The organism is Nocardioides sp. P4_G4 (assembly GCF_056401085.1).
Genome location: NZ_JBFUKA010000049.1, coordinates 14,875 through 35,707, shown reverse-complemented (window position 1 = coordinate 35,707; position 20,833 = coordinate 14,875). Strand labels below are relative to the sequence as shown.

The following is a 20,833-nucleotide window of genomic DNA, read 5'->3' as shown; positions in this document are numbered from 1 at the left end:
ACGTCACCGGGGGCGTCAGGTGCCGACGCGTCACCTTGCGCAGGAAGTCGTGCTGCTGGGTGTCGTTGCGGTCGAAGGCGATGAGCGGCACCCGCCCCAGGGCGGCCGCGGAGGAGCCGTCCGGGAGGTGCGCCTCGACCCAGGCCGGGGTGGCCACGGCCCGGTAGCGCATCGAGCCCAGGCGGACCACCCGGCAGCCGGGCACCGGCCTCGGGTCGGAGGTGACCGCGGCCATCACGTCGCCGCGACGCAGCCGCTCGGTGGTGCGCGACTGGTCCTCGCGGACGATCTCGAAGGTGACCCGGTGCGCGGCCTGCACCTCGACGAGCGCGTCGATGAGCCAGGTGTAGAGGGCGTCGGCGTTGACCGCGATCGGCACCGCGGCGAACGGGTCGTCCTCCCCCGGGTCCTCGCCCTCGAGCAGCTCGGCGACCGCCTCGCGCTCGAGGAGCTCGGTCTGGGCCGCGAGCCGGACCAGCACCTGTCCCGCCTCGGTCGCCGCCAGGGGCTTGACCCGGTGCACCAGCACCCGGCCGACGTGGGTCTCCAGCGCCTTGATCCGCTGGCTCACCGCGGAGGGGGTGACGTGCAGCTCCCGGGCAGTGGCCTCGAAGGTGCCGAGCCGGACCGCGGTCGCGAGTGTGCGCAGGGCCACAGGGTCGATCTGGGTGACGTCTTTCATACTAAGAGAGTCTAATGATTCCTCAGAATACTTCGCTGGATTGAAGTCACCTTCCGACCTAGCGTTCTACACATGTTGAGCATCTTCCTCACCGGTGTCCTGACCGGTCTCGCCCTGATCGTCGCCGTCGGCGCCCAGAACGCGTTCGTCCTCCGCCAGGGGATCCGCGGCGAGCACGTGCTGCCCGTGATCGCGGTCTGCATGCTCTCCGACATCGTCGCGATCACCGCCGGCGTCGCCGGCTTCGGGTTCGTCCTCGAGCGCTGGCCCGGCGTGCTGCCGGTGGCGCAGATCGGCGGAGGGCTCTACCTGCTGGCCTTCGGGGTCCAGTCGGCCATGCGCGCGTGGCGTCCGGTGGCGCTCGATGCCGAGGGTGGCACGACCATGTCCGTACGCCGCGCGGTCCTGCTGACGCTGGCCCTCACGTGGCTCAACCCGCACTTCTACCTGGACGCCATCGTCATGCTCGGCACCGTCGCCAACAGCTTCGGTGACCACCGCTGGTGGTTCTGCGCGGGCGCGATCGCCTCCAGCCTGATCTGGTTCCCCACGCTCGGCTTCGGGGCGCGTGCCCTGCGCGGCCTCTTCGCCCGGCCGTCGGCCTGGCGGGTGCTGGACTCGGGCATCGCCGTGGTCATGGGCGCGCTGGGCGTCGGCCTGCTGGTGCACTGAGCCGGGCTCGCCCGCTCCGGGTCACTCCGGAGCGAAGGCGAGGCCGTGCTCGGCGAGCGCGTCACGCAGCCGACCGATCGCGAGCGGGCCGACACCGTGGAGGGCGGCGAGCTCGGCCTCCGTCCGCTCGGCCACCTGCTCGAGGGTGGTGATCCCCTCCGCCCGCAGGGCCCGGGTGGCCGGAGCCCCGATCCGGGGCATCGCGGTCCCGGTGGGCCGGGGCGCCCGCTCCCGGGGCGCCGGGAGGCCGGCGTCGACGACCGCCCGGCCGCGTGGCGACAGCAGGTAGCCGATGTCCAGCGACTCGGTCAGCCCGAGCTCCTTGAGCTTGCGGACGTCCTTCTTGAAGTCGGCCGTCTCCCGCCCCACCCGGGCAGCCAGGTCCGGGGCGCGGACCGTGGGGTTGAGGTCGATGAGGTCCAGGGTCTCGCGGGTCCACGCGCCGTACGACGACGCCTGGTCGAGGYGGGCGAGGCGGGCGTCGATCACCGCGATCTCGTCCGCGTCCGGGACGGACTCCCGCAGCGCCTCGCGCGGGTCCGGACCCGCCCACACCAGGCCGATCCGCCAGGCCGGCTCGTCGGGTCGCGCGCCCAGCGCCTGGCGCAGCGCCGCCAGCGACGTCGCGCCCGCACGCCGGGCGTCCTCGGCGGTGATCCTGCYGGCCCGCTCCACCGAGGTCACCTCGAGGACGCCCACCGACGTACGCATCCTCGTGCCGACCGCCACGCGGGGCCTCGCCCAGCGCCGGAACGCGAGGTCGACCGTGCCTGCCTTGATCGCCGCCAGCTCGGCGGGCCGGATCATCATGGGAGGAGCCTGTCAGTCCACGCGCAGGATGTCGCCCGGTTGGCACTCGAGCGCCCGGCAGATCTGCGTGAGCGTCGAGAAGCGCACCGCCTTGGCCCGGCCGTTCTTGAGGACGCTGAGGTTGACCACGGTCACGCCGACCCTGTCGGCCAGCTCGGTGAGGGTCATTCCCCGGGCGGCCAGCACGGCGTCGAGGTGGACCGACACGCCGTGCGGCTCGTCCGACTCAGCGGCCGGGGTCGTACGTCGTGCCATCAGATCGTGGCCTCGACGTCGTGGCGCAGGTCCACCGCCTGGGCCATCACCCGCTCGAGCGCCAGCAGCGCGATGCCGAGGAGCACGAGCAGCCAGGGGGCGTCCCCGGAGGAGAAGAGCACCAGCCCGTCGTCGGTCATCCGGTTGAGCAGCGCGGCGTTGACGAAACCGGTCACCACGAAGTCGAGCGCCGCCCAGCCGAGCAGGAGTCCACCCAGCAGCCGCAGCCCCGCCGGGACCCGGTCGGCGAAGACGCCCTCGCGGCGGGCGCGGCGCAGCAGCCGCCAGAGCAGCCCGAAGAAGAGCAGCGGGGCGACCACCCACACGGTCAGCCCGACGCCCGCGAGGGCCCGCATGGCCCCGTCGGGCTCGGGGTCGCAGATCTGCACCCCGTCGACGCGCCAGGTGATCCCGTCCTCCAGACCCACGGGTCCGGTCGACTCCCCCTCCACCCGGCGGAAGCCCTGCTGCCCGTCGGGTGAGGTCGCCACGCAGACCTCGGTGGTCAGCCCCGGGACCGAACCGCTTCCCACGACCGCCCCGACGGCCGCGACGCAGGCCAGCACCGTCATCAGGCCGACGATGACCCCGACCAGGATCTCGAGCGTGCGGAGCGGGTCACTGGTACGGCTGCCGGTCATGAAGTCCCCCATATCGATCTTCGATGTTATCGACAGACGATAGGGCATCGTTTTTCGACATGTCAACGACTGCCGCCGCCTTCCGACCCCCTCGTAGGGTCGGGGCATGACCCCCCTCCGCGTGCGGCTCGGCCACGAGATCTTCCGGCGCGTCGCGGGACCGGACGGTCCCCGGGCGCGCGAGCGCATCCACGGCACGGCCGGCCCGCGCTGGTTCGACGCCGACTCCGAGATCGTCCGGGTGCACGCGGACGCGTCCATGTTCATCGGCGGGATCCGCGCGATCCTCCTGCAGACCATGCACCCCGCCGCGATGCAGGCCGTCGCCGACCACTCGGGCTACCGGGGCGACATGTGGGGACGCCTGGCGCGCACCAGCCAGTTCCTCGCAGTCACCACGTTCGGCACCGTCGACCACGCCGAGCAAGCCATCCGCGCGGTCCGTGCCATCCACGAGCGGGTGACGGGCACGATGCCCGACGGCACGCCGTACGCCGCCTCCGACCCGCACCTGCTCGCCTGGGTGCACGCCGCGGAGGTCGACAGCTTCCTGCTCGCCCACCAGACGTACGGCGCCCGGCCGCTCGACGAGGCCGGCTGCGACGCCTACGTCGCCCAGGCCTCGCTGGTGGCCGGCAGGCTCGGGGTGGTCGACCCGCCGACCACGCTCGCCGAGCTGCGGACGGTGCTCGACGACTTCCGTCCCGAGCTGCGCGCCACCGACGAGGCCCGCGCAGCGGTCCGCTTCCTGGTCCTGCACCCGGACCTGCCGCTCGCCGCCCGCCCGGCCTACGCCGTGCTGATGGCTGCCGGCATCGCCCTGATGCCCCGGTGGACCCGGCGCCCCCTGCGCCTGCCCTGGCTGCCGGTCTCCGAACGCACTGTCGTCAAGGCGCTGGGCACGCTGGCCACCGGCACCATCCGGTGGGCGATGTCCTCCGGGGTCGACGAGGCGCACGAGCTCCGTGCGTCGGCGGCGGCTCCCGCCCCGGCCTGAACCGTCAGGGCCTCCAGGAACCACCGGCTACCCGGTGATCGCAGGGCTGCCTCAGAGGTTTCCGCGGGCGTCCTGCTCTCGCTCGATGGCCTCGAAGAGCGCCTTGAAGTTGCCCTTGCCGAAGCCGAGCGAGCCGTGCCGCTCGATCAGCTCGAAGAACACCGTCGGCCGGTCGCCGAGCGGCTTGGTGAAGATCTGGAGGAGGTAGCCGTCCTCGTCGCGGTCGACGAGGATCTTGCGCTTCTGCAGCTCCTCGATCGGAACCCGGACGTTGCCGATGCGCTCGCGCAGCTCGGGGTCCTCGTAGTAGGAGTCGGGGGTGTCGAGGAACTCCACGCCGTTGGCGCGCAGCGCGTCGACCGAGGAGAGGATGTCGTTGGTGGCCACGGCGAGGTGCTGGGCGCCGGCACCGCGGTAGAACTCGAGGTACTCGTCGATCTGCGACTTCTTCTTCGCGATCGCCGGCTCGTTGAGCGGGAACTTCACCCGGTGGTTGCCGTTGGCGACGACCTTGGACATGAGCGCCGAGTAGTCGGTGGCGATGTCGTCGCCGATGAACTCGGCCATGTTCGTGAAGCCCATGACCTTGTTGTAGAACTCGACCCACTGGTCCATCCGGCCGAGCTCGACGTTGCCGACGATGTGGTCCAGCGCCTGGAAGAGCCGCTTGGGCTGGCCGGCCCTGGTCTCGAAGGTGCTGGCCTTGGCGACGTACCCGGGCAGGTAGGGGCCGGTGTACCGGGAGCGGTCGACCAGCGTGTGCCGAGTCTCGCCGTACGTCGCGATGGCCGCGATCCGGATCGTGCCGTGCTCGTCGGAGATCTCCTCGACGTCGCGGACGACGGTCGCGCCGGCCTTGCGGGCCTGGGCGATGCACTTGTCGACGTCCGGGACCTCGAGGGCGATGTCGACGACACCGTCGCCGTGGCGGCGGTGGTGCTCGACGAGCGGGCTGTCGGGGTCGACCGCGCCGTTGATGACGAACCGGATCGAGCCGGAGCGCAGGACGAAGGACTTGTGGTCGCGGTTGCCGTTCTCGGGACCGGAGTAGGCCTCGAGCTTCATGCCCCACGCGGACTGGTAGTAGTGCGCGGTCTGGGTCGCGTTGCCGACCACGAAGACGATCGAGTCCCAGCCGGTGACCGGGAAGACGTCGCTGTCCTCGTCGTACTCCACGAGGCCCACGAGCTGCCGCAGCTGCTCGAGGGTGAGGTCCGCCTTGAGCTCGTCGGTGGTGAGGGCGGCGCCGGTGGAGGGCTGATCAGTCGTCGAAGTCATGCACACAGCGTGCCGATGATCGACAGAGTGTGCAACAGTACGCCGAAACACTGGTCAACCTGCACAGTAGGAGCGCACCCCGTGGACGACCTGGACCGCAGATTGATCGAGCTCTTCGCCCACGAGCCGCGCATCGGCGTCCTGGAGGCGTCGCGCCGGCTCGGCGTGGCCCGCGGCACCGCCCAGGCGCGGCTCGACAAGCTCGCCACCAGCGGGGTGGTGACCGGCTGGGGGCCGGACCTCTCGCCGGAGGCGCTGGGCTTCCCCGTGATGGCCTTCCTGACCCTGGAGATCCGCCAGGGATCGGGCCATGACGCGGTGGCGACGCACCTGGCCGGCATCGCCGAGGTGCTGGAGGCGTACACGATCACCGGGGCCGGCGACATGTGGGCGCGCGTGGTGGCGCAGTCCAACGCCGACCTCCAGCGGGTGATCGACCGGGTGCTCGCCGAGCCCGGGATCGAGCGCTGCACGACGGTCATCGCGCTGGCCACCCAGATCCCGTACCGGGTCCTGCCCCTGGCGAGGTCGACCGTCGGCTGAGGGCGCTCAGCTGAAGATCATGCAGCTGGAGATGGCGTGGGCCACGACCTTGCCGGCGGCGTCACGCAGCTCGGCCTGCGCGAGCGCCGTACGCCGTCCGCGCTGGAGCACCGTGCCCTCGCAGGTCAGCAGGCCCGAGTCGGCGGTGACCGGGCGCAGGAACTTCACGGTGAGGTCGAGGGAGGTGTACATCTCCCCCACCGCCAGCGTGGAGTGGACCGCGCAGGCGGCCGCGGTGTCCAGGAGCGTGGAGATGACGCCGCCGTGGACCCCACCAAGCGGGTTGTAGTGGAAGGTCTGCGCCGGCATCTCGACGACGACGCGACCCTCTGCGGGGTGGAATCCGGTCATGCCGAGCGTGTCCATGATCGGCGGACGGGGCAGCTCGCCCGCGGCCATCATCTCCAGCTGCTCGAGGCCGGTGGCGGCCAGCACCCGGTCCAGGTCGCCCTGGCCGGGCCGGGCCCACTCGATCGTGCGGGAGTCGGTCGCGAAGTCCCCGTGGTCGGGACGATCCTGCACCGTGGCCTGGGTCTGGGTCATGGATGCAGCCTTGCACCTGCTTGCTGAGTCTGTCAACGAGACCTAGGGTGTGGCTGTGAGCACACCCGCCGCCCTCGCCTGGTCCACCGACAACTGCACGGTCGGCCGCGCCATGGAGGTGCTCGGCGAGCGCTGGACCTTCGTCGTGCTGCGCGAGGTGTTCAACGGCGTACGCCGCTTCGACGACATGCGCCGCCACTCCGGCATGCCGCGACAGGTCCTCACCGACCGCCTCGCCCTGCTCGTCGACGCTGACATCCTGCGCAAGGTGCCCTACCGCGAGCCCGGCCAGCGCGAGCGCCACGAGTACCGCCCGACCGACAAGGGCTTCGACCTCTACCCCGTGCTCGTCGCCGTGCGCCAGTGGGGCGACCGGTACCTCGCCGACCCCGAGGGGTCGCCGGTCGAGTTCGCGCACGTGGGCTGCGGTGCGGAGGTGGACCTCGTGCTCCGCTGCCGCGAGGGCCACGAGGTCACCGGGCGCCGCGACGTGGCGACGCGCCCGGGGCCCGGGATCCGGCCGTTCAGCGGCTGACGTCGCCGACCAGCGCGAGCCGGACCGACTCGGCGGCCGCCAGCACCCGCGGAGCCACGACACCCTCGTCGATGCCGCCGCCGAGGGTCACGACGCCGACCGACGCCTCGAGCCCGTCGACGCCACGGACGGGGGCGGAGAGCCCCTGCGCGCCCGACTGCAGCTCGCCGGTGGTCACGACGTAGGCCCGGCCGTTCTCGCGGGCCAGCAGGATCGCCTTTCCGGCAGCGCCCTGGGTGAGCGCGTGGCGGGCACCGACCCGGTAGGACACGTGGAAGTCGGTCCAGGAGGGCTCGACCACGGCGAGCGCGAGCGCCTCGTCGCCGTCGGCGACGGTCAGGTGGGCCGTGCARCCGATCGCGTCGGCCAGGCTGCGGAGCACCGGGACCGCGAGGTCGCGCAGCAGCGGCTGCACGGCGGAGGCCAGGTGCAGCACGCCGAGCCCCACGAACAGGCGTCCGCGACCGTCACGCCGGACCAGCCCGTGCTGCTCCAGGGTGCTGACCAACCGGTAGACGACCGTCCGGTTCACCTCCAGCAGGAGCGAGAGCTCGGTGACGGTGAGGCCGTTGGGCGACTCGGCAAGGACCTCGAGCACCCGCAGCCCCCGGTCGAGTGTCTGTGAGGTTTCGGCGGCCATGTCCTCAATGTAGTGACAACCATCTAGCGGCGACCGTCGTCACACCCCTGAGTGCTCTTCGCACCGCCCCGAGACGGGGTGTTCACACACCGAACGATCAGAGGGAGAACCCATGCATCACCATGTAAGCCGCACGTTCGCCGCCACGGGGACCACGGCTCTCATCGCGGCAGCGCTGCTCACCTCGCCCGGAGCGCAAGCCGCTGCTGCAGTCACCTGCCAGGGCAAGGCCGTGACCATCGACGGCAGCGGCCAGACCAGCGTCACCGGCACGCCGGGCGACGACGTCATCGCCGCCACCCTCGGCTCCGCCGTCACCGCCCTGGCCGGCGCGGACACCATCTGCGTGCTCCCCGGCACCGCCACCACCGCCGCCACCACTGTCGACGCGGGTGAGGGCAACGACTCCGTCGACGCTTCCACGCTGCCCGCCGCGGCGACCCTGACGACCTCGCTGGGGGCCGGGGACGACAGGTACACCGGCGGCGCAGCCTCCGACCAGGTCTCCACCGGAGCCGGCGCCGACACGATCGCGACCGGTGCCGGCGACGACGGCGTGGGCAGCGGGACCGCCGGTCAGCCCAACGGGGCCAAGATCGACCTCGGCGACGGCGACGACGTCCTCGACTGGCACGGCACCCAGGCCGCCGGCGGGAGCGTCGACTTCGGCGAGGGCGCCGACACCCTGGCCGACAGCGACGGCGGGGTCGTCTCGATCGCGGCGGCCGCCCGGAGGGTCGAACGGGGCGGCGGCGCCGCCCTGACGTGGAGCGGCTCCGTCGCGACGTACGTCGTCGACTCGACCGCCTCCTCGGTGGGCTTCACGGGCACCGACGCGGCCGAGACCTTCGTCGTGCGCGACCCGGCAGGCGGCGCCACCCCCACGACCGTCAAGGTCGACATGGCCGGCGGCGACGACACCATGACGGTGCGCTCGCGCGTGCTCGACGGCTCGACGTGGTCCGGCGGTGACGGCACGGACCTGTTCCAGGTCGCCTTCGACTACGACGAGATCCTGCTGGACCTCAGGAGCGGCCAGTTCGAGACCGGTGACCCCGATGTGACGGCCGACCAGCGCGTCACCGACGTCGAGAACGTCGACGCCGTCAGCGCCCGTGTGACAGTCAAGGGCACCGACGCCGGCAACGTCCTCGACCTCCAGGGCTGCTCGATCTGGGCCGTGGGCCGGGCCGGTGCCGACACCATCGGCTACGGCGCCGACCTCGACAACGCCCCCGCCCTGACCTGCACCGGCGCCACGATGGTCGCCCGCGGTGGCAAGGACGCGGACACCATCTCCGGCACGTCCGGCAACGACCGACTGTTCGGCAACAAGGGCGAGGACCTCATCAACGCGATGGGCGGCGACGACGTCGTCTTCGGCGGTGACGACGACGACCGCGCCCGGGGCAACGCCGGCAACGACAAGGTCCGCGGCGGCGAGGGCAACGACGAGCTCGGCGGCAACACCGGCAACGACCGCGTCCAGGGTGACAAGGGCAACGACCGCCTGCTGGGCCACCTCGGCAACGACGTGCTCGTCGGCGGGCTCGGCTTCGACCGTGCCAACGGCGGCAAGGGCACCGACAAGGCCTTCTCTGTCGAGCGTCGCCGGAACGTCGAGCGCTGACCCACACCGCTCGGGTCCACGCCGGCCGTCGTCCGCACCCGCGGGCGGCGGCCGGCCCACATCCCGGCCGGCCGTGGGTCAGGAGGTCTTGCGAACGGCCCACTCGCGGATCCGGTTGATCCGCTCGTGCAGCTGGTCGGCGCTGGCCACCGCGGCGGCTGGTCCCCCGCACTCCTTGCGGAGCGTCGAGTGGGTGATGCCGTGCGCCTGACCGGTGCGGTGGTGCCAGGCGGCGACCAGTCCGTTGAGCTCGCGGCGCAGGATCGCGAGGTGCTCGTGGGTGGACACCTCGGCCACCGTGTCGGCCTCCGGTCGGGCGGCCTTCTGCTTGATGGCGCGCTCGGACTGGCGCGAGTGCAGGAGCTCGCGCACCTGGTCGGCCTCGAGGAGACCCGGGATGCCGAGGAAGTCCATCTCCTCCTCCGAGCCGACGTGCACCTCGCCGGAGTGCCCGAACTCGCCGCCGTCGTAGAGGACCCGGTCGAAGGACGCCGTCGACCCCAGCGCCTCCCACGACATCTCGAGCTCGCCGGACGCCGCCTCACTGGCGTTCGCGGCGGCGAGCAGGTCGTTCTCGGCGGCGAAGATGTCGTCCTCGTCGGTGATCCTGCGGCCCAGCACGTGGTCGCGCTCGACCTCCAGCTCGGAGGCGTAGCCGAGCAGGTGCGGCACCGACGGCAGGAACACCGACGCCGTCTCGCCGCGCGACCGGGCCCGGACGAAGCGGCCGACGGCCTGGGCGAAGAACAGCGGGGTCGAGGTCATCGTCGCCCACACGCCGACGGCCAGCCGGGGCACGTCGACGCCCTCCGAGACCATCCGCACCGCGACCATCCAGCGCTTGTCGGAGTCGCTGAACTGGCTGATCTTCTTCGACGACGCCTTCTCGTCGGAGAGGACCAGCGTCGGCGACTCACCGGTGATCTTCTTGAGCAGTCCGGCGTAGGCGCGCGCCTTCTCCTGGTCGGAGGCGATGACGAGCCCACCCGCGTCGGGGACGTGGCGGCGTACCTCCGCGAGACGCTTGTCGGCGGCCTGGAGCACCGACGGGATCCAGGAGCCCGCCGGGTCGAGGGCGGTACGCAGCGCCTGCGCGTGCATGTCCTTGGTGAGCGGCTCGCCGAGGCGGGCGGCGATCTCGTCGCCGGCCCGGGTGCGCCAGGTCATCTCGCCCGAGTAGGCCATGAACAGGACCGGGCGCACGACGTGGTCGGCCAGCGCGTGGGCGTAGCCGTAGGTGAAGTCGGCCACCGAGCGCGGGATCCCGTCGTCGCCGGGCGCGTAGGTCACGAACGGGATCGGGTTGACGTCGGAGCGGAACGGGGTGCCGGTGAGGGCGAGCCGGCGCGCGGCGGGCTCGAAGGCCTCACGGACGCCCTCCCCCCACGACAGCGCGTCGCCCGCGTGGTGGATCTCGTCGAGGATGACCAGCGTCTTGAAGCGCTCCGTGCGGATCCGCATGGCGAGCGGGTTGACTGCCACGCCGGCGTAGGTCACCGCGATGCCGACGTAGTCCTGGGACGTCTTGCCCTTGCCCGCGGAGTACGTCGGGTCGATGGGGATGCCCGCCTTGGCGGCGGCCTCCGCCCACTGCGTCTTGAGGTGCTCGGTGGGCGCGACGATGGTGATCCGGTCGACCACGCGGCGACCGAGCAGGTCGGCAGCGACCGTCAGGGCGAAGGTCGTCTTGCCGGCCCCGGGTGTGGCGACGGCGAGGAAGTCACGCGGGTTGGCAGCCAGGTAGCGCTCCATGGCCGACTGCTGCCAGGCACGCAGCAGGGGCGCCGTGCCCCAGGCCGCACGCTCCGGCCAGGCCGGCGCGAGCACCGGGGCGGGGGGTACGGCGTCGTACCGCCCCGTCACGCGTCGGGGCCCTGGTTGCCGTCGCCGGAACCATCCCCGCCGGGCTTGATCGAGTCCCAGATCTCCTTGCACTCCGGGCACACCGGGAACTTCTCCGGTGCCCGGGAGGGGACCCAGACCTTGCCGCACAGGGCGATGACGGGGGTGCCCATCACCATCGCCTCGGTGAGCTTGTCCTTGGGGACGTAGTGGCTGAACCGCTCGTGGTCGCCATCGTCGGTCGGCAGGGTGCGACGGTCCTCGATCGTCTCGGCGCCGGGCGAGAATCCGATGGTGCTCATGCGGGCCAGTCTAGGTCAGTCCGAGGTCAGTTGAGGTCGGGGTCGACCGGGCGTGTGGAGTGCCACGCCAGTCGGCCGGGCTGGCGCTGCATCACGTCGCGCCACAGCTCGGAGGGGTCCTCACGGAAGAAGTCGGCGGGCTCGCCTGCGACGACGTACCAGTCCCCCCGCTCGATCTCGCCCTGGAGCTGGTCGGCGTCCCACCCGGCGTACCCGGCGAAGATCCGCATGCCGACCAGGCTGCCCTCGAAGAGCGCGACGGGTGTGTCGAGGTCCACGATGCCGAGCCGGCCCTGCACCGACCGGAACCCGACCGGCTGGTCGTCGACGTCGCGCAGCATCGCCACCGCGATGGCCCCCTCCACGCTGACCGGACCGCCCCGGTAGAGGACCTCCGGCGAGGTGAGCAAGGGACTCCACGCCCCGATCTCGTCGATCTCGGCGACCGGCACCTGCGACGGGCGATCGAGGACCACCCCGAGGACGCCCTCCTCGTCGGCGTTGAGCAGCAGGACCACCGTGTGCACGAAGTTGGGGTCGGTGAGCCCGGGCGTCGCGAGCAGCAGCATCCCGGGAACGACGTCGGTCATGGATCCATCATGGCCGATCGGGGGCGACGACCGGTGCCTACACTGCCGAGATGTCTCCCCGGGTACCCGTCGTCACGAACCGGCGGCAGCAGTACTCCGCCTCGACGCGGCAGGCCCTGGTCGACGTGGCCGAGGGGCTGTTCGCCACCCAGGGGTACGCCGCCACCCCCCTCGACCAGGTCGTCGCCGGCGCCCGGGTCACCAAGGGCGCGCTCTACCACCACTTCTCGGGCAAGCAGGCGCTGTTCGAGGCCGTCTTCGGAGGCGTCGAGGCCACCGCGGGTCGGGCGATCCAGACGGCACTGGACGCCGAGGAGGACCCCTGGGACAAGGCCGACGCCGGGGTGCGGGCGTTCCTCGAGGCCGTCCAGCGACCCGACTACCGCCGGGTCGTGGTCCTGGACGGCCCGTCGGTCCTCGGCATCGAGCGCTTTCGGGAGCACGAGGAGCGCTCGACCTTCGCCCCGGTCGTGGAGATCGTGCGCGTGGTGCTGCCGACCCGGGCGTGGGCGACGGACGAGGCCCTGCTGCTGACCTTCGCACGGATCTTCTTCGGCGCCCTGTCCTCGGCGGGCGAGTCGGTGGCCACCAGCGACGAACCGGCGACCGAGGCGTCGCGCGTGGAGGTCGCGGTCGCCCACGTCCTGGCCGGGCTCCGCTCCGTCGTGGACGCTCGCTGAGCGTCCCCCGGCGTGGCGAGCCGGGTCACTTGCTCCAGGTGAGGTCGCCCGCGTCCGCGGGGACCAGCTCGACCCAGGTGTGGCCGGCGGGCACGGTCATCTTGCCGCCCTGGGGACCGGTCAGCTCGATGGCGCCGGTGAGCCCGTCCTTGGTCCAGGTGCCGCGCACGACCTTGCCGTCGTGGAACAGCACCGCCTGGCCCTTGCCCTCGAACTTGGTCTCCGGGACGGGGTAGCCGGCCGGGTCGCGGTAGCCCGCGTCCCCGATCTGCACCCGCAGCGCCAGGACGCTGTCGGCCGGGAACACGTCGCCCTGGGCGGCGTACGAGTTGGTGTTGACGTACTTCCCGCCCTGGAACTGCCAGGTCGTCGTGTGGTTGCCGAAGGCCGCCGAGATGGTCGAGGCGGGCTTGCCACCGGAGAAGTCGCCCTCCTCGCCGAACGCGAGGTAGGGCTCGGGGGCGTCGCCGCCCTTGATCCCACCGGCGATGGTCTTGAGGTCGGCGAACAGGTTGTACGGCGCGGGGCGGGCGTCGTCGCGGTAGACGCCCTTGGCGCCCTCGGTGACGAACGGGATCCCGGCCTTGTTGATCCGGCCCAGGGTCACGGCGGCCGCACCGCTGGTGACCACGTGGGCGCCGGTCGGGACGATGCCGATGTCGCTGGCCCGCATGGAGCGGACCGGGCCGACGACCTTGGGCAGCTGCGAGTAGTAGAACGCGGCCAGCCGGGTCACGCCGCCCTCGACGAGCTCCTCCACCACCATGTCGGCCTGGCCGAGCCCGATCTGGGGTGAGCTCGACGGGGTGTTGTCGACCTTGGTGACGATGACGGGGTTGGCCGGACCGTCACCCTTCATGGGGAGACCGGTCAGCGGCCACAGGGCCGGCTCCTCCGGCTCCTCGGCGGCAGTGGTGGCACTGGTCTCGTCGGCCGGTGCCGGCGCGCTGGTCGGCTCCTCGTCACCACCGCACCCGGCGAGCAGCAGGGAGGCGAGGGCCAGGGTCGCGGCGGTGTGGCGCAGGCGACGGGGAAGTCGGGGAAGCACGGGGGACTCCGATCGGGGGTGTGCGGGTCGAACGCCATCAAGTGTGACGGCGCGCCCTCCCCCAGGTGGGAAGGCGCGCCACACACCGCGGTCGCGCGATGTGACGTACGGCGCTGGGGTCAGCGCACGGTGCCGGCGAACCAGCTGTCCGTCCACGGCGCGGCGACCGTGACGCTCTGGCCGGAGCCGGGCGCGTGGACCATCAGCGCGTGGCCGTTGTCCCAGCGCAGGAAGATCGCCGCGTGGTAGACGCCGCCGGAGCCGTAGAAGAACATCAGGTCGCCGGGCTGCATGTCGTCCTTGGCGATGCGACGCGTCGCACCCGCCTGGGCCCCGGACGTGCGCGGGAGGTTGATCCCGGCCTGGCCGAAGCTGTACTGGACGAGGCCGGAGCAGTCGAAGGCGTTCGGGCCGCTGGCGCCGTAGACGTAGGCGTCGCCACGCTGGTTGAGCGCGACCGACACGGCGGTCGCGACGCGGCTGGTCTCGCGCTTCTGGGCCACCTTGAGGCGCTTGGCCTCCTTCTGGCGGAAGCTCTTGTACTGGCCCTGGTCCATGACGACGGCGTCACGGTCGGAGGCCGCCTGGGCGGGGGTCGCGGCGAGCGAGACACCGAGGGAACCGGTGGCAACGACGCCGAGACTGATGAGGCTGAGCGCGCCGGAGCGCGCCATGCGACGGATCGCGGGCATGGCAAAGTCCTTTCCCACGCCTGTGAGGTGAGCTGTCGGGTTGGAGCTGGAAAGTGCTCCGCCACCTTGCGGTGGCTTCACCCCTAGCCGGTCCGGTCATCCGGTCCGGCGGTGGAACCTGTGGGTCCCCCACTCCTGCCCGCGTACGTTCTCGGGGGTCCAGCCCCGGGCGGGCAGGACTCGGCGTTGCCCGGGGTGGCTATCGGGTTGTGGTGCGCCGCGCCCTCACGGGAGAAGGGAACGGTGACAATCGGCCACCGTAGGTTCACCTCCCGGCAATGTCCAACACGCAGCACGCCCCCGGCACGGGACCGGGGGCGTGTCAGGCGCGGGCGCGACGGGTGGGTGTGACGAGAGTCTCCCCCGCCGCGCCGCGCGAAATGCGGGGTCGGGCGGTTCAGCCGAGCTTGGCGCCGCCGTCGACGTACAGCGTCTGGCCGGTGATGTACGACGCCTCGTCGCTGCACAGGAACGCCGCTGCGGCGGCGATGTCCGCCGGGAAGCCGACCCGCTTGACCGGGTTGGACTCGGCGGCCGCGGCGCGGAAGTCCTCGACGCTCATCTTGACGCGCGCGGCGGTGGCGTCGGTCATCTCGGTGGCGATGAATCCGGGGGCGATCGCGTTGGCGTTGATCCCGAACGGGCCCAGCTCGATGCCCAGGGTCCGGGTGAACCCCTGGACGCCCATCTTGGCCGCGGAGTAGTTGGCCTGGCCGCGGTTGCCGAGGGCGGAGACGCTGGAGAGGTTGAGGATCTTGCCGTAGCGCTGCTCCACGAAGTGCTTCTGGGCTGCCTTGGTCATGTTGAACGCGCCCTTGAGGTGGACGTTCATCACGAGGTCCCAGTCATCCACGGACATCTTGAAGAGCAGGTTGTCGCGCGTGATGCCGGCGTTGTTGACCAGCACGTGGATGCCGCCCAGCTCGTCGACGACACGCTGCACGGCCGCCTCGGCCGCGGCACCGTCGACCACGTCGCACCCGATGCCGATGGCCTTGGCGGCGCCCACGGTCTCGATGCGGCGTGCCGCCTCCTGGGCGCTGGCCTCGTCGAGGTCCAGGATGGCCACGCTGGCGCCCTCGGCAGCGAAGCGCTGCGCCGTCCCGAACCCGATGCCGCGCGCGGCTCCGGTGATGACTGCGACCCGTCCGTCGTAGCGGCTCATGAGTGACTCCTTGTTCGTCCGGTGGTCAGGCTGCGCGGTGAGACCAGGCGCCTCTCGCGTCGGGCCGACCCTAGTACCCGCCCCGGACCCGGCGTCCCCGGCCTCAGAACCCCCAGGGTCGCAGCTCGTCCCAGGTCCGGACCTGGGCCCACGCCTGGCGCCGGCCGAGGGCGACCAGCGGCTCCTCCTCGCGCGTCACCGGGTCGAAGAGCGAGAGCACCGAGCGCGGCTGCCCGCTGTCGCAGCTCGCGGTGTGGGCGATCCGCAGCCGGTCGCCGACGGCGTCCAGCATGGTGACTCCGCCGATGCTGTCGGGGACCACGATCATCCGGACCGATCCGTCCGCGCGCTCGGTGGTGACGAACGACCCGCCGCAGGGTCCGTTGCCCTGGTAGTAGGTGCGGCCGCCGACGACCCTGACCTCGGTGTCGTCCCAGCTGGGGCCGCGGAAGTGCCGGCTGTTGGTCCGCCGCAGCCCGGCCACGGGGATGATCGTGCCGTCCAGCCCGAGGGCGGTCAGCCGGGTGCCGCGCCGCGAGTAGCAGGACGCGAGCAGGGCACCGTCGTCGTACCAGCGCAGCGGGCGGCAGTCGCCGGGGGCGTCGACGGTGCTGCCCGCGGACCCGTCGAAGGGGATGACGTGCAGGGTGTCCCGGCTGCTGCCGACCAGCGCGGAGCCGTCCGCGGAGGTGATGAGGCCACCCTCGATGCCCCGGGCCAGGACGGTGCGCCCACCCGTCCAGCCGAGCGAGAGCACGTTGCCCTGGACGGTCTGCACGAGGATGCCGGCGCCGTCGGGGCGCAGGCCGACCCCGCCGGCGTTGAACGGCAGCCTGAGCGACCGGCTCCCGCCGGTCACCAGGTCGAGCTCGGTGGCCCGCTGCCGGTGGGCGCTCGACGTGTCGACGAGCAGGGCGGTACGACGCGTCGGGTCGACGTCGCTGAGGTAGAAGTCCCCGGCGAGCCAGCCCTTCGGCTGCAGCTCGACCCGCGATCGGAACAGCTCGTAGCGCAGCCCCTCGGGCGAGACCAGCTCCAGGGTGCGCTGCCGGGCGTCCACGTAGCCGTCGCGCGTGGGGCGGCCGTGACTGACGCTCGCGAGCGTCCAGCCGGTGCCGACCTGGTCCCACGGCACCTCGGCACGGGTCGACGTCGCACGTCCGGTGGATGACGCGCCCACCTCGAGGGTCGGCACGGCGGTCGCCGGGACGGCGCACCACGTCAGGAACAGGGCCAGCAGTGCCCCGAGCAGCTTCGTCATGACGTCCCCCTGGGTGGGCCCGAGTGGCCCTCGTAAGGCAGACGCGCTCGGCGTCCGTTCGGTTGCCTCGGACGTCAGGCGTCGAGGACGGCGCGCAGCCGGGCGGCGTGCTCGGCGGCCTCGCCGTCGGCGTACTTGGTCCGCGGCCAGAAGAAGCCACGCAGGCCGTCGCCCTTGGTGCGGGGCACGACGTGCAGGTGCAGGTGCGGGACCGACTGGCTCACCGTGTTGTTCATGGCGACGAAGGACCCCTGCGCACCGAGCGCCTCCTTGACCGCGACCGCGAGGTCCTGGGCGGCGGCGAGAAAGCCGTCGCGCAGGGACGCCGGCAGGTCGGGCAGCGTCTCGACGTGCTCGCGGGGCACCAGGAGCACGTGGCCCTTGAAGACCGGCCGGGCGTCGAGGAAGCCCACGAAGTCGTCGCGCTCCAGCACGAGCTCGGCGGCGGTGGCGCCCGAGACGATCCCGCAGAACACGCAGTCGGCCATGCGGCGAGGCTAGTGGACCGGGGTCACCACTCCCGGAGCTCGATCTCCAGGTCGAGCGTCCCGGTGGCGGTGGGCCCGGCGTACAGGAAGAGCAGCTGCGGCCCCCTCACCTGGCTGTAGGTGAAGGGCAACGGGTCGCCCGCCATCCCGAAGGACCGGAAGGTCGACGCCCCCGGCGCCCCGTGCGCCAGGGAGAGGCCCGTGCCCGCGGGGAACGTGGAGGCCGTGGCCCTCAGGCTCACCTGGTCGGAGAACCTCCGCCCAGCGTCGTGCGCCACCACCATCAGGCGCCCCGGGGTGGGTGCGGCCAGGCGGGCGCGCGTGGTGGTGGTCGTGACCCCGTCCGCCGTGGACGACGACACGAGGTCGTCGTCCACGACCTCGACGTCCTGGACACGGATCGTGCCGCGGCGTTCGCACGGCGACAGGCCCAGGACGAGATCACCGCTCGCGACGGTGCGTACGACGCTCGGCTGGTCCTCCACGTCGGCCATCCAGTCGACCAGGTCGTCCCCGGACACGAGCCCGGCCGGGCGACCGCAGAGCCCGAGGTCGTCGAGCACCTCCACGGAGGCCGTCCGCCCCGGCGCCGCGGCCAGGCGGGCGCGGAGCAGGCGCGACGGAGCGGGTCCGGTGTCGTAAGGAGTGGCGCCGTCCGCGTCGAGCTCGACCTCGAGGGGCGTCGAGGCGTGGACGTCCAGCTCCGCGGTGCCGTCGTACGAGACCAGCTCGGCGTAGGTGCCGCCCTGCGTGGGTCCGAGGTCCGGCGTCGTGCTGTAGACCGGGACAAGACCACCGTCGGGAGCGAGGACCTCGCGCTCGAGGAGGTCCGGGCCCGTGTCGGAGAGCCGTACGTCGAGCCCGGCCGGCACGGTGGTGCGGACCAGCGCGACCTCTCCGGGACGGTCGAGCACGACGTGCCCAGGCTCGCCGTCGAGGGTCGCCGTCGCCTGGGCGCCGGTCAGGAGAGCCTGCGAGGACCGGTGGACGAGGCTGCCGGGCTCGGGCTCCACCCGGAGCACGTAGGTGCCGTCGAGATCGGGGAGCAGCCAGCTGTGTCCCTGCCTCACGCGCGCCCCGAGGCGCGGGACCGGTGCGCCCGCGGGGTCCAGCAGCGTCACCCTCCCCGGCGGGGGCTGGCAGCAGGAGTCGCTGACCGCGTGCTCCGAGACCAGGGTCCGGCCGTCGGCCTCGAAGGACAGCTCCACCCGTTGACCGGGCAGGGTGGTCTCCACGTCGGTGCCCGGGCCGTCGAGGCTGCCCCGCACGGTGACCGGCTCGGACAGGGTGACCTCCGAGGTGGTCTCCCCCATCGCGCCGCTGCGGGACAGGCGCAGGAGGTGGTCGCCCGCTTCGGTCGTCGTCACCGTGACCGGGACGGGACCGTCGGAGTCCGGTACCGGCGTGCCGGACGGGGCGATGAGAACCGCGGACACTCCACCCGTCGCGAGGAGCGTGACCGTCTGCCCGGCGTCGAGGCCGACCAGGAGGTCGAGTGACGAGACGCCGTCGGCGAGGACCACCGACCTGGTGGCACCCACCGGGATGCGCGTGGTGACTGGGTCGGGATCGGGCGTGGGGTCCGGCGTGGGCTCCGGCGTCGGGACCGGCGTSGGSTCCGGCGTSGGSWCCGGCGTGGGGACCGGCGTGGGCTCCGGCGTCGGGACTGGCGTGGGCTCCGGCGCGGGAGCCGGGGTGGGGACCGGGGTGGGAGCCGTGGTGGGTGCCGACGGGCCGTCGACCGCGAGCGACGACGAGACCGCCGCGAGCCGGGCGCCGGCCTGTGGCGCGACGTACCGGACGAGGTCACCGTCCGCGCTCGTGAACGCGTCGGCCCACTGGCCGTCGGAGCCGACCAGCGCGGTGCCGGTCGCGAGCCACGCACCGCCCGCGCCGCGCACCTCCCGGCGCAGCCCCACCCCGACCAGACGTGAGGACGAACCCCGGACGACCGTGGTCACCGCCCCGCCGGTCGCGGTCGTGTGGGTGGCGGACGTGACGGCCAACGTGGGCTCCCAACGCACCCGCACCGACACTGAGGGCGAGCGCCCCGCCCGCCCGCGCCGGCCGGGCGCACGGAGCCGGTAGCGCTGGTCCCCGTCGGGCGGGACGATGCGGAAGCGCACGGCGCCGCGGGCGGTGCTGCGAGCTGCGAGCACGTCGCGCCAGGCCGAGCCGGTGCGGCRTTGCAGCACGACTCGGGCGTGGGCGTCCACGACCCGCCCGCGCAGGGTGAGCGGTGCTCCGGAGGCGACGCTGGTGTCCGAGAGCACGAGCCGCGGTCGGTCGACGGCTCCTGCTGGTGCCGCGACCAGCCCGAGCCCCGTGAGGAGGATCAGCACAGAGAGCAGGTGACGCATCGGTGGAACCCCCTCGCGCCGGTGCCCCCGCGGCTGCAGCGCTGGCGCATTCCACCACGTGCACCACGCCTCGACAAGGGGCAGGCACAGCGCCTCACCCGGCTCCCGCGTCCGGCCCGCCGGGGGTCCGCATCCGGCTACGTTGATCGGCATGGCTCCCCACACGTCGATCGTCCAGGTACCCACGCACGGCGACCGCGTGATCGAGGTGCTGACCGGCGGCGACCCCGACGGCCTCGCGCTGCTCCACCACGGCGGCTCGCCCTCGGCGGCCGCCGAGTACGCACCCCTCGACGCCACCGCCGCGGCGCTCGGCCTGCGGCTGGTCACCTACTCCCGCCCGGGCTACGGCGCCTCGACGCCGCGGCCCGAGCCCGGCCGGTACGTCGATGACGTGGACGAGTCCGTGGCCGTCCTGGACCACCTCGGGATCGAGGAGTTCGTCACCCTCGGCTGGTCGGGCGGCGGGCCGCGGGCGCTCGCCTGCGCGGCGCTGCTGCCCGGCCGTTGCCGGGCCGCCGCGTCGCTGGCGGGCGTGGCGCCGTACGACGCGGGAGACCTGGACTGGTTCGCCGGCATGGCGGAGGAGAACCACGCGGAGTACCACGCCGCGGAGGCCGGGCCTGCGGCGTACGACGCCTACCTGGACGAGCACTTCACCCCGATCCTGCAGGCGACGCCGGCCGAGCTCGACGAGGCCCTGGGCGGGCTGGTCACCGCGGTCGACAAGGACGCGCTCACCCCGGCGATGTCCGACTGGCTGGCGCGCACCTTCCGCCGGGCGGGGGCACAGGGGACGCGAGGTGTTCGCGACGACGGCATCGCCGCCGTCAGCCCCTGGGGCTTCGACCTCGCCGACGTCCGCGTGCCGGTCTCGGTCTGGCAGGGGAGGCAGGACGCCATGGTGCCGTTCGCGCACGGCGAGTGGCTCGCCGCCCACGTCCCCGGCGCGCAGGCCCACCTGCTGGACGACGAGGGCCACATCTCGATCGTGCACCGCCTCGGAGAGGTCCTGGCGGACCTGCGGCGGCTCGCCGGGCTCGGAGACAGGGCATGACGACGAGGATCTGACCGCGGGCCGGGCGAGCGTCCTGGTTCTGGTTCTGGTTCTGGTCCTGGTGCTGGGAGGGCCGTGGCTGCCGTGGCTGCCGGTGCGAGCGCCGCGGAAGCGCCCGGTGC

The 20,833-nt window shown here is 72.7% G+C and carries 23 protein-coding genes and 1 riboswitch; of the genes, 7 read left to right on the top strand and 16 right to left on the bottom strand.

Going from position 1 to position 20,833, the window contains the following annotated elements; translation table 11 throughout:
* On the bottom strand, positions 1 to 682 hold a 682-nt coding region (locus AC1DQF_RS12815; RefSeq protein ID WP_477525604.1), incomplete at its 3' end, for an ArgP/LysG family DNA-binding transcriptional regulator.
* Between the two features lie 72 nt (positions 683 to 754).
* On the opposite strand from AC1DQF_RS12815, the gene AC1DQF_RS12810 reads away from it, so the two are divergent.
* A complete protein-coding gene (locus AC1DQF_RS12810; RefSeq protein ID WP_477525603.1) occupies positions 755 to 1,354 on the top strand; it encodes a LysE/ArgO family amino acid transporter in 600 nt (199 codons plus the stop codon).
* A gap of 21 nt (positions 1,355 to 1,375) precedes the next feature.
* On the opposite strand, the gene AC1DQF_RS12805 is transcribed toward AC1DQF_RS12810, so the two are convergent.
* Genes AC1DQF_RS12805 through AC1DQF_RS12795 form a run of 3 tightly spaced genes read right to left on the bottom strand, consistent with a single transcriptional unit; the run spans position 1,376 to position 3,060 of the window.
* Entirely contained in the window at positions 1,376 to 2,164 is a 789-nt protein-coding gene (locus tag AC1DQF_RS12805; RefSeq protein ID WP_477525602.1) for a hypothetical protein, read from the bottom strand.
* A 12-nt stretch (positions 2,165 to 2,176) separates the two neighbouring features.
* Positions 2,177 to 2,419 (bottom strand): helix-turn-helix domain-containing protein, encoded by a 243-nt coding sequence (locus AC1DQF_RS12800; protein ID WP_477525601.1) that lies wholly within the window; start codon positions 2,417 to 2,419, stop codon positions 2,177 to 2,179.
* Positions 2,419 to 3,060: a DUF2975 domain-containing protein gene (locus AC1DQF_RS12795; RefSeq protein ID WP_477525600.1), complete on the bottom strand. Its 642-nt coding sequence runs from the start codon at positions 3,058 to 3,060 to the stop codon at positions 2,419 to 2,421. The genes AC1DQF_RS12800 and AC1DQF_RS12795 overlap by 1 nt, the downstream gene beginning before the upstream one ends.
* Positions 3,061 to 3,166: 106 nt before the next feature.
* Here AC1DQF_RS12795 and AC1DQF_RS12790 point away from each other — a divergent pair, with 106 nt between their 5' ends.
* Positions 3,167 to 4,057, top strand: coding sequence for an oxygenase MpaB family protein (locus AC1DQF_RS12790; protein ID WP_477525599.1), 891 nt, complete (start codon positions 3,167 to 3,169; stop codon positions 4,055 to 4,057).
* Positions 4,058 to 4,108: 51 nt separating this feature from the next.
* Here AC1DQF_RS12790 and hppD read toward each other — a convergent pair whose 3' ends face one another.
* Positions 4,109 to 5,335: a 4-hydroxyphenylpyruvate dioxygenase gene (gene hppD / locus AC1DQF_RS12785; RefSeq protein WP_477525598.1), complete on the bottom strand. Its 1,227-nt coding sequence runs from the start codon at positions 5,333 to 5,335 to the stop codon at positions 4,109 to 4,111.
* Positions 5,336 to 5,416: 81 nt separating this feature from the next.
* On the opposite strand from hppD, the gene AC1DQF_RS12780 reads away from it, so the two are divergent.
* The gene (locus tag AC1DQF_RS12780; protein ID WP_477525597.1) at positions 5,417 to 5,878 is read left to right on the top strand and encodes an Lrp/AsnC family transcriptional regulator; all 462 of its coding nucleotides are present in this window, start codon (positions 5,417 to 5,419) and stop codon (positions 5,876 to 5,878) included.
* A gap of 6 nt (positions 5,879 to 5,884) precedes the next feature.
* Here AC1DQF_RS12780 and AC1DQF_RS12775 read toward each other — a convergent pair whose 3' ends face one another.
* The gene (locus AC1DQF_RS12775) at positions 5,885 to 6,421 is read right to left on the bottom strand and encodes a PaaI family thioesterase (RefSeq protein ID WP_477525596.1); all 537 of its coding nucleotides are present in this window, start codon (positions 6,419 to 6,421) and stop codon (positions 5,885 to 5,887) included.
* A gap of 55 nt (positions 6,422 to 6,476) precedes the next feature.
* Here AC1DQF_RS12775 and AC1DQF_RS12770 point away from each other — a divergent pair, with 55 nt between their 5' ends.
* Positions 6,477 to 6,956: a winged helix-turn-helix transcriptional regulator gene (locus AC1DQF_RS12770; protein ID WP_477525595.1), complete on the top strand. Its 480-nt coding sequence runs from the start codon at positions 6,477 to 6,479 to the stop codon at positions 6,954 to 6,956.
* Here the strand turns inward: AC1DQF_RS12770 and AC1DQF_RS12765 are convergent.
* Entirely contained in the window at positions 6,946 to 7,596 is a 651-nt protein-coding gene (locus AC1DQF_RS12765; RefSeq protein ID WP_477525594.1) for an IclR family transcriptional regulator, read from the bottom strand. The genes AC1DQF_RS12770 and AC1DQF_RS12765 overlap by 11 nt on opposite strands.
* A 112-nt stretch (positions 7,597 to 7,708) precedes the next feature.
* Here AC1DQF_RS12765 and AC1DQF_RS12760 point away from each other — a divergent pair, with 112 nt between their 5' ends.
* Positions 7,709 to 9,226: a calcium-binding protein gene (locus AC1DQF_RS12760; RefSeq protein WP_477525593.1), complete on the top strand. Its 1,518-nt coding sequence runs from the start codon at positions 7,709 to 7,711 to the stop codon at positions 9,224 to 9,226.
* A 78-nt stretch (positions 9,227 to 9,304) separates the two neighbouring features.
* On the opposite strand, the gene AC1DQF_RS12755 is transcribed toward AC1DQF_RS12760, so the two are convergent.
* From AC1DQF_RS12755 to AC1DQF_RS12745, 3 genes are read right to left on the bottom strand one after another with little or no spacing between them, the layout of a single operon-like run.
* Positions 9,305 to 11,089 carry a DEAD/DEAH box helicase gene (locus tag AC1DQF_RS12755; protein ID WP_477525592.1) on the bottom strand — a complete coding sequence of 595 codons (1,785 nt, stop codon included), beginning with the start codon at positions 11,087 to 11,089 and terminating at the stop codon, positions 9,305 to 9,307.
* Complete coding sequence (locus AC1DQF_RS12750; protein ID WP_457205984.1) at positions 11,086 to 11,370, bottom strand: DUF3039 domain-containing protein; 285 nt, start codon at positions 11,368 to 11,370, stop codon at positions 11,086 to 11,088. Before AC1DQF_RS12750 ends, AC1DQF_RS12755 begins: the two co-directional genes overlap by 4 nt.
* Before the next feature lie 26 nt (positions 11,371 to 11,396).
* The gene (locus AC1DQF_RS12745; RefSeq protein ID WP_477525591.1) at positions 11,397 to 11,960 is read right to left on the bottom strand and encodes a YqgE/AlgH family protein; all 564 of its coding nucleotides are present in this window, start codon (positions 11,958 to 11,960) and stop codon (positions 11,397 to 11,399) included.
* 50 nt (positions 11,961 to 12,010) lie between these two features.
* Between AC1DQF_RS12745 and AC1DQF_RS12740 the strand changes: the two genes are divergently transcribed.
* Positions 12,011 to 12,640, top strand: a complete 630-nt coding sequence (locus AC1DQF_RS12740) for a TetR/AcrR family transcriptional regulator (RefSeq protein ID WP_477525590.1) — start codon at positions 12,011 to 12,013, stop codon at positions 12,638 to 12,640.
* Between the two features lie 25 nt (positions 12,641 to 12,665).
* On the opposite strand, the gene AC1DQF_RS12735 is transcribed toward AC1DQF_RS12740, so the two are convergent.
* The 6 genes from AC1DQF_RS12735 to AC1DQF_RS12710 form a co-directional block, all read right to left on the bottom strand.
* Positions 12,666 to 13,688, bottom strand: a complete 1,023-nt coding sequence (locus AC1DQF_RS12735) for a DUF3048 domain-containing protein (RefSeq protein WP_477525589.1) — start codon at positions 13,686 to 13,688, stop codon at positions 12,666 to 12,668.
* Between the two features lie 119 nt (positions 13,689 to 13,807).
* Positions 13,808 to 14,380 (bottom strand): C40 family peptidase, encoded by a 573-nt coding sequence (locus AC1DQF_RS12730; protein WP_477525588.1) that lies wholly within the window; start codon positions 14,378 to 14,380, stop codon positions 13,808 to 13,810.
* Positions 14,381 to 14,382: 2 nt separating this feature from the next.
* Positions 14,383 to 14,547, bottom strand: a riboswitch (cyclic di-AMP (ydaO/yuaA leader).
* A gap of 230 nt (positions 14,548 to 14,777) precedes the next feature.
* Entirely contained in the window at positions 14,778 to 15,545 is a 768-nt protein-coding gene (locus tag AC1DQF_RS12725) for an SDR family NAD(P)-dependent oxidoreductase (protein WP_477525587.1), read from the bottom strand.
* Positions 15,546 to 15,648: 103 nt separating this feature from the next.
* Positions 15,649 to 16,806 (bottom strand): hypothetical protein, encoded by a 1,158-nt coding sequence (locus AC1DQF_RS12720; protein WP_477525586.1) that lies wholly within the window; start codon positions 16,804 to 16,806, stop codon positions 15,649 to 15,651.
* Between the two features lie 74 nt (positions 16,807 to 16,880).
* Positions 16,881 to 17,294, bottom strand: coding sequence for an HIT family protein (locus AC1DQF_RS12715; RefSeq protein ID WP_477525585.1), 414 nt, complete (start codon positions 17,292 to 17,294; stop codon positions 16,881 to 16,883).
* A 23-nt stretch (positions 17,295 to 17,317) separates the two neighbouring features.
* Positions 17,318 to 19,654 carry a hypothetical protein gene (locus tag AC1DQF_RS12710; RefSeq protein ID WP_477525584.1) on the bottom strand — a complete coding sequence of 779 codons (2,337 nt, stop codon included), beginning with the start codon at positions 19,652 to 19,654 and terminating at the stop codon, positions 17,318 to 17,320.
* Positions 19,655 to 19,805: 151 nt separating this feature from the next.
* Here AC1DQF_RS12710 and AC1DQF_RS12705 point away from each other — a divergent pair, with 151 nt between their 5' ends.
* Positions 19,806 to 20,711 carry an alpha/beta fold hydrolase gene (locus AC1DQF_RS12705; protein WP_477525583.1) on the top strand — a complete coding sequence of 302 codons (906 nt, stop codon included), beginning with the start codon at positions 19,806 to 19,808 and terminating at the stop codon, positions 20,709 to 20,711.
* The last annotated feature ends 122 nt before the right edge of the window (positions 20,712 to 20,833 follow it).

Bases quoted from the DNA above. Each gene is read 5' to 3' on its own strand.
- AC1DQF_RS12725 (WP_477525587.1), bottom strand. From the start codon at position 15,545: ATGAGCCGCTACGACGGACGGGTCGCAGTCATCACCGGAGCCGCGCGC.
- AC1DQF_RS12750 (WP_457205984.1), bottom strand. From the start codon at position 11,370: ATGAGCACCATCGGATTCTCGCCCGGCGCCGAGACGATCGAGGACCGT.
- AC1DQF_RS12745 (WP_477525591.1), bottom strand. From the start codon at position 11,960: ATGACCGACGTCGTTCCCGGGATGCTGCTGCTCGCGACGCCCGGGCTC.
- AC1DQF_RS12800 (WP_477525601.1), bottom strand. From the start codon at position 2,419: ATGGCACGACGTACGACCCCGGCCGCTGAGTCGGACGAGCCGCACGGC.
- AC1DQF_RS12775 (WP_477525596.1), bottom strand. From the start codon at position 6,421: ATGACCCAGACCCAGGCCACGGTGCAGGATCGTCCCGACCACGGGGAC.
- AC1DQF_RS12720 (WP_477525586.1), bottom strand. From the start codon at position 16,806: ATGACGAAGCTGCTCGGGGCACTGCTGGCCCTGTTCCTGACGTGGTGC.
- AC1DQF_RS12730 (WP_477525588.1), bottom strand. From the start codon at position 14,380: ATGCCCGCGATCCGTCGCATGGCGCGCTCCGGCGCGCTCAGCCTCATC.
- AC1DQF_RS12705 (WP_477525583.1), top strand. From the start codon at position 19,806: ATGGCTCCCCACACGTCGATCGTCCAGGTACCCACGCACGGCGACCGC.
- AC1DQF_RS12715 (WP_477525585.1), bottom strand. From the start codon at position 17,294: ATGGCCGACTGCGTGTTCTGCGGGATCGTCTCGGGCGCCACCGCCGCC.
- hppD (WP_477525598.1), bottom strand. From the start codon at position 5,335: ATGACTTCGACGACTGATCAGCCCTCCACCGGCGCCGCCCTCACCACC.
- AC1DQF_RS12760 (WP_477525593.1), top strand. From the start codon at position 7,709: ATGCATCACCATGTAAGCCGCACGTTCGCCGCCACGGGGACCACGGCT.
- AC1DQF_RS12810 (WP_477525603.1), top strand. From the start codon at position 755: ATGTTGAGCATCTTCCTCACCGGTGTCCTGACCGGTCTCGCCCTGATC.
- AC1DQF_RS12740 (WP_477525590.1), top strand. From the start codon at position 12,011: ATGTCTCCCCGGGTACCCGTCGTCACGAACCGGCGGCAGCAGTACTCC.
- AC1DQF_RS12795 (WP_477525600.1), bottom strand. From the start codon at position 3,060: ATGACCGGCAGCCGTACCAGTGACCCGCTCCGCACGCTCGAGATCCTG.
- AC1DQF_RS12790 (WP_477525599.1), top strand. From the start codon at position 3,167: ATGACCCCCCTCCGCGTGCGGCTCGGCCACGAGATCTTCCGGCGCGTC.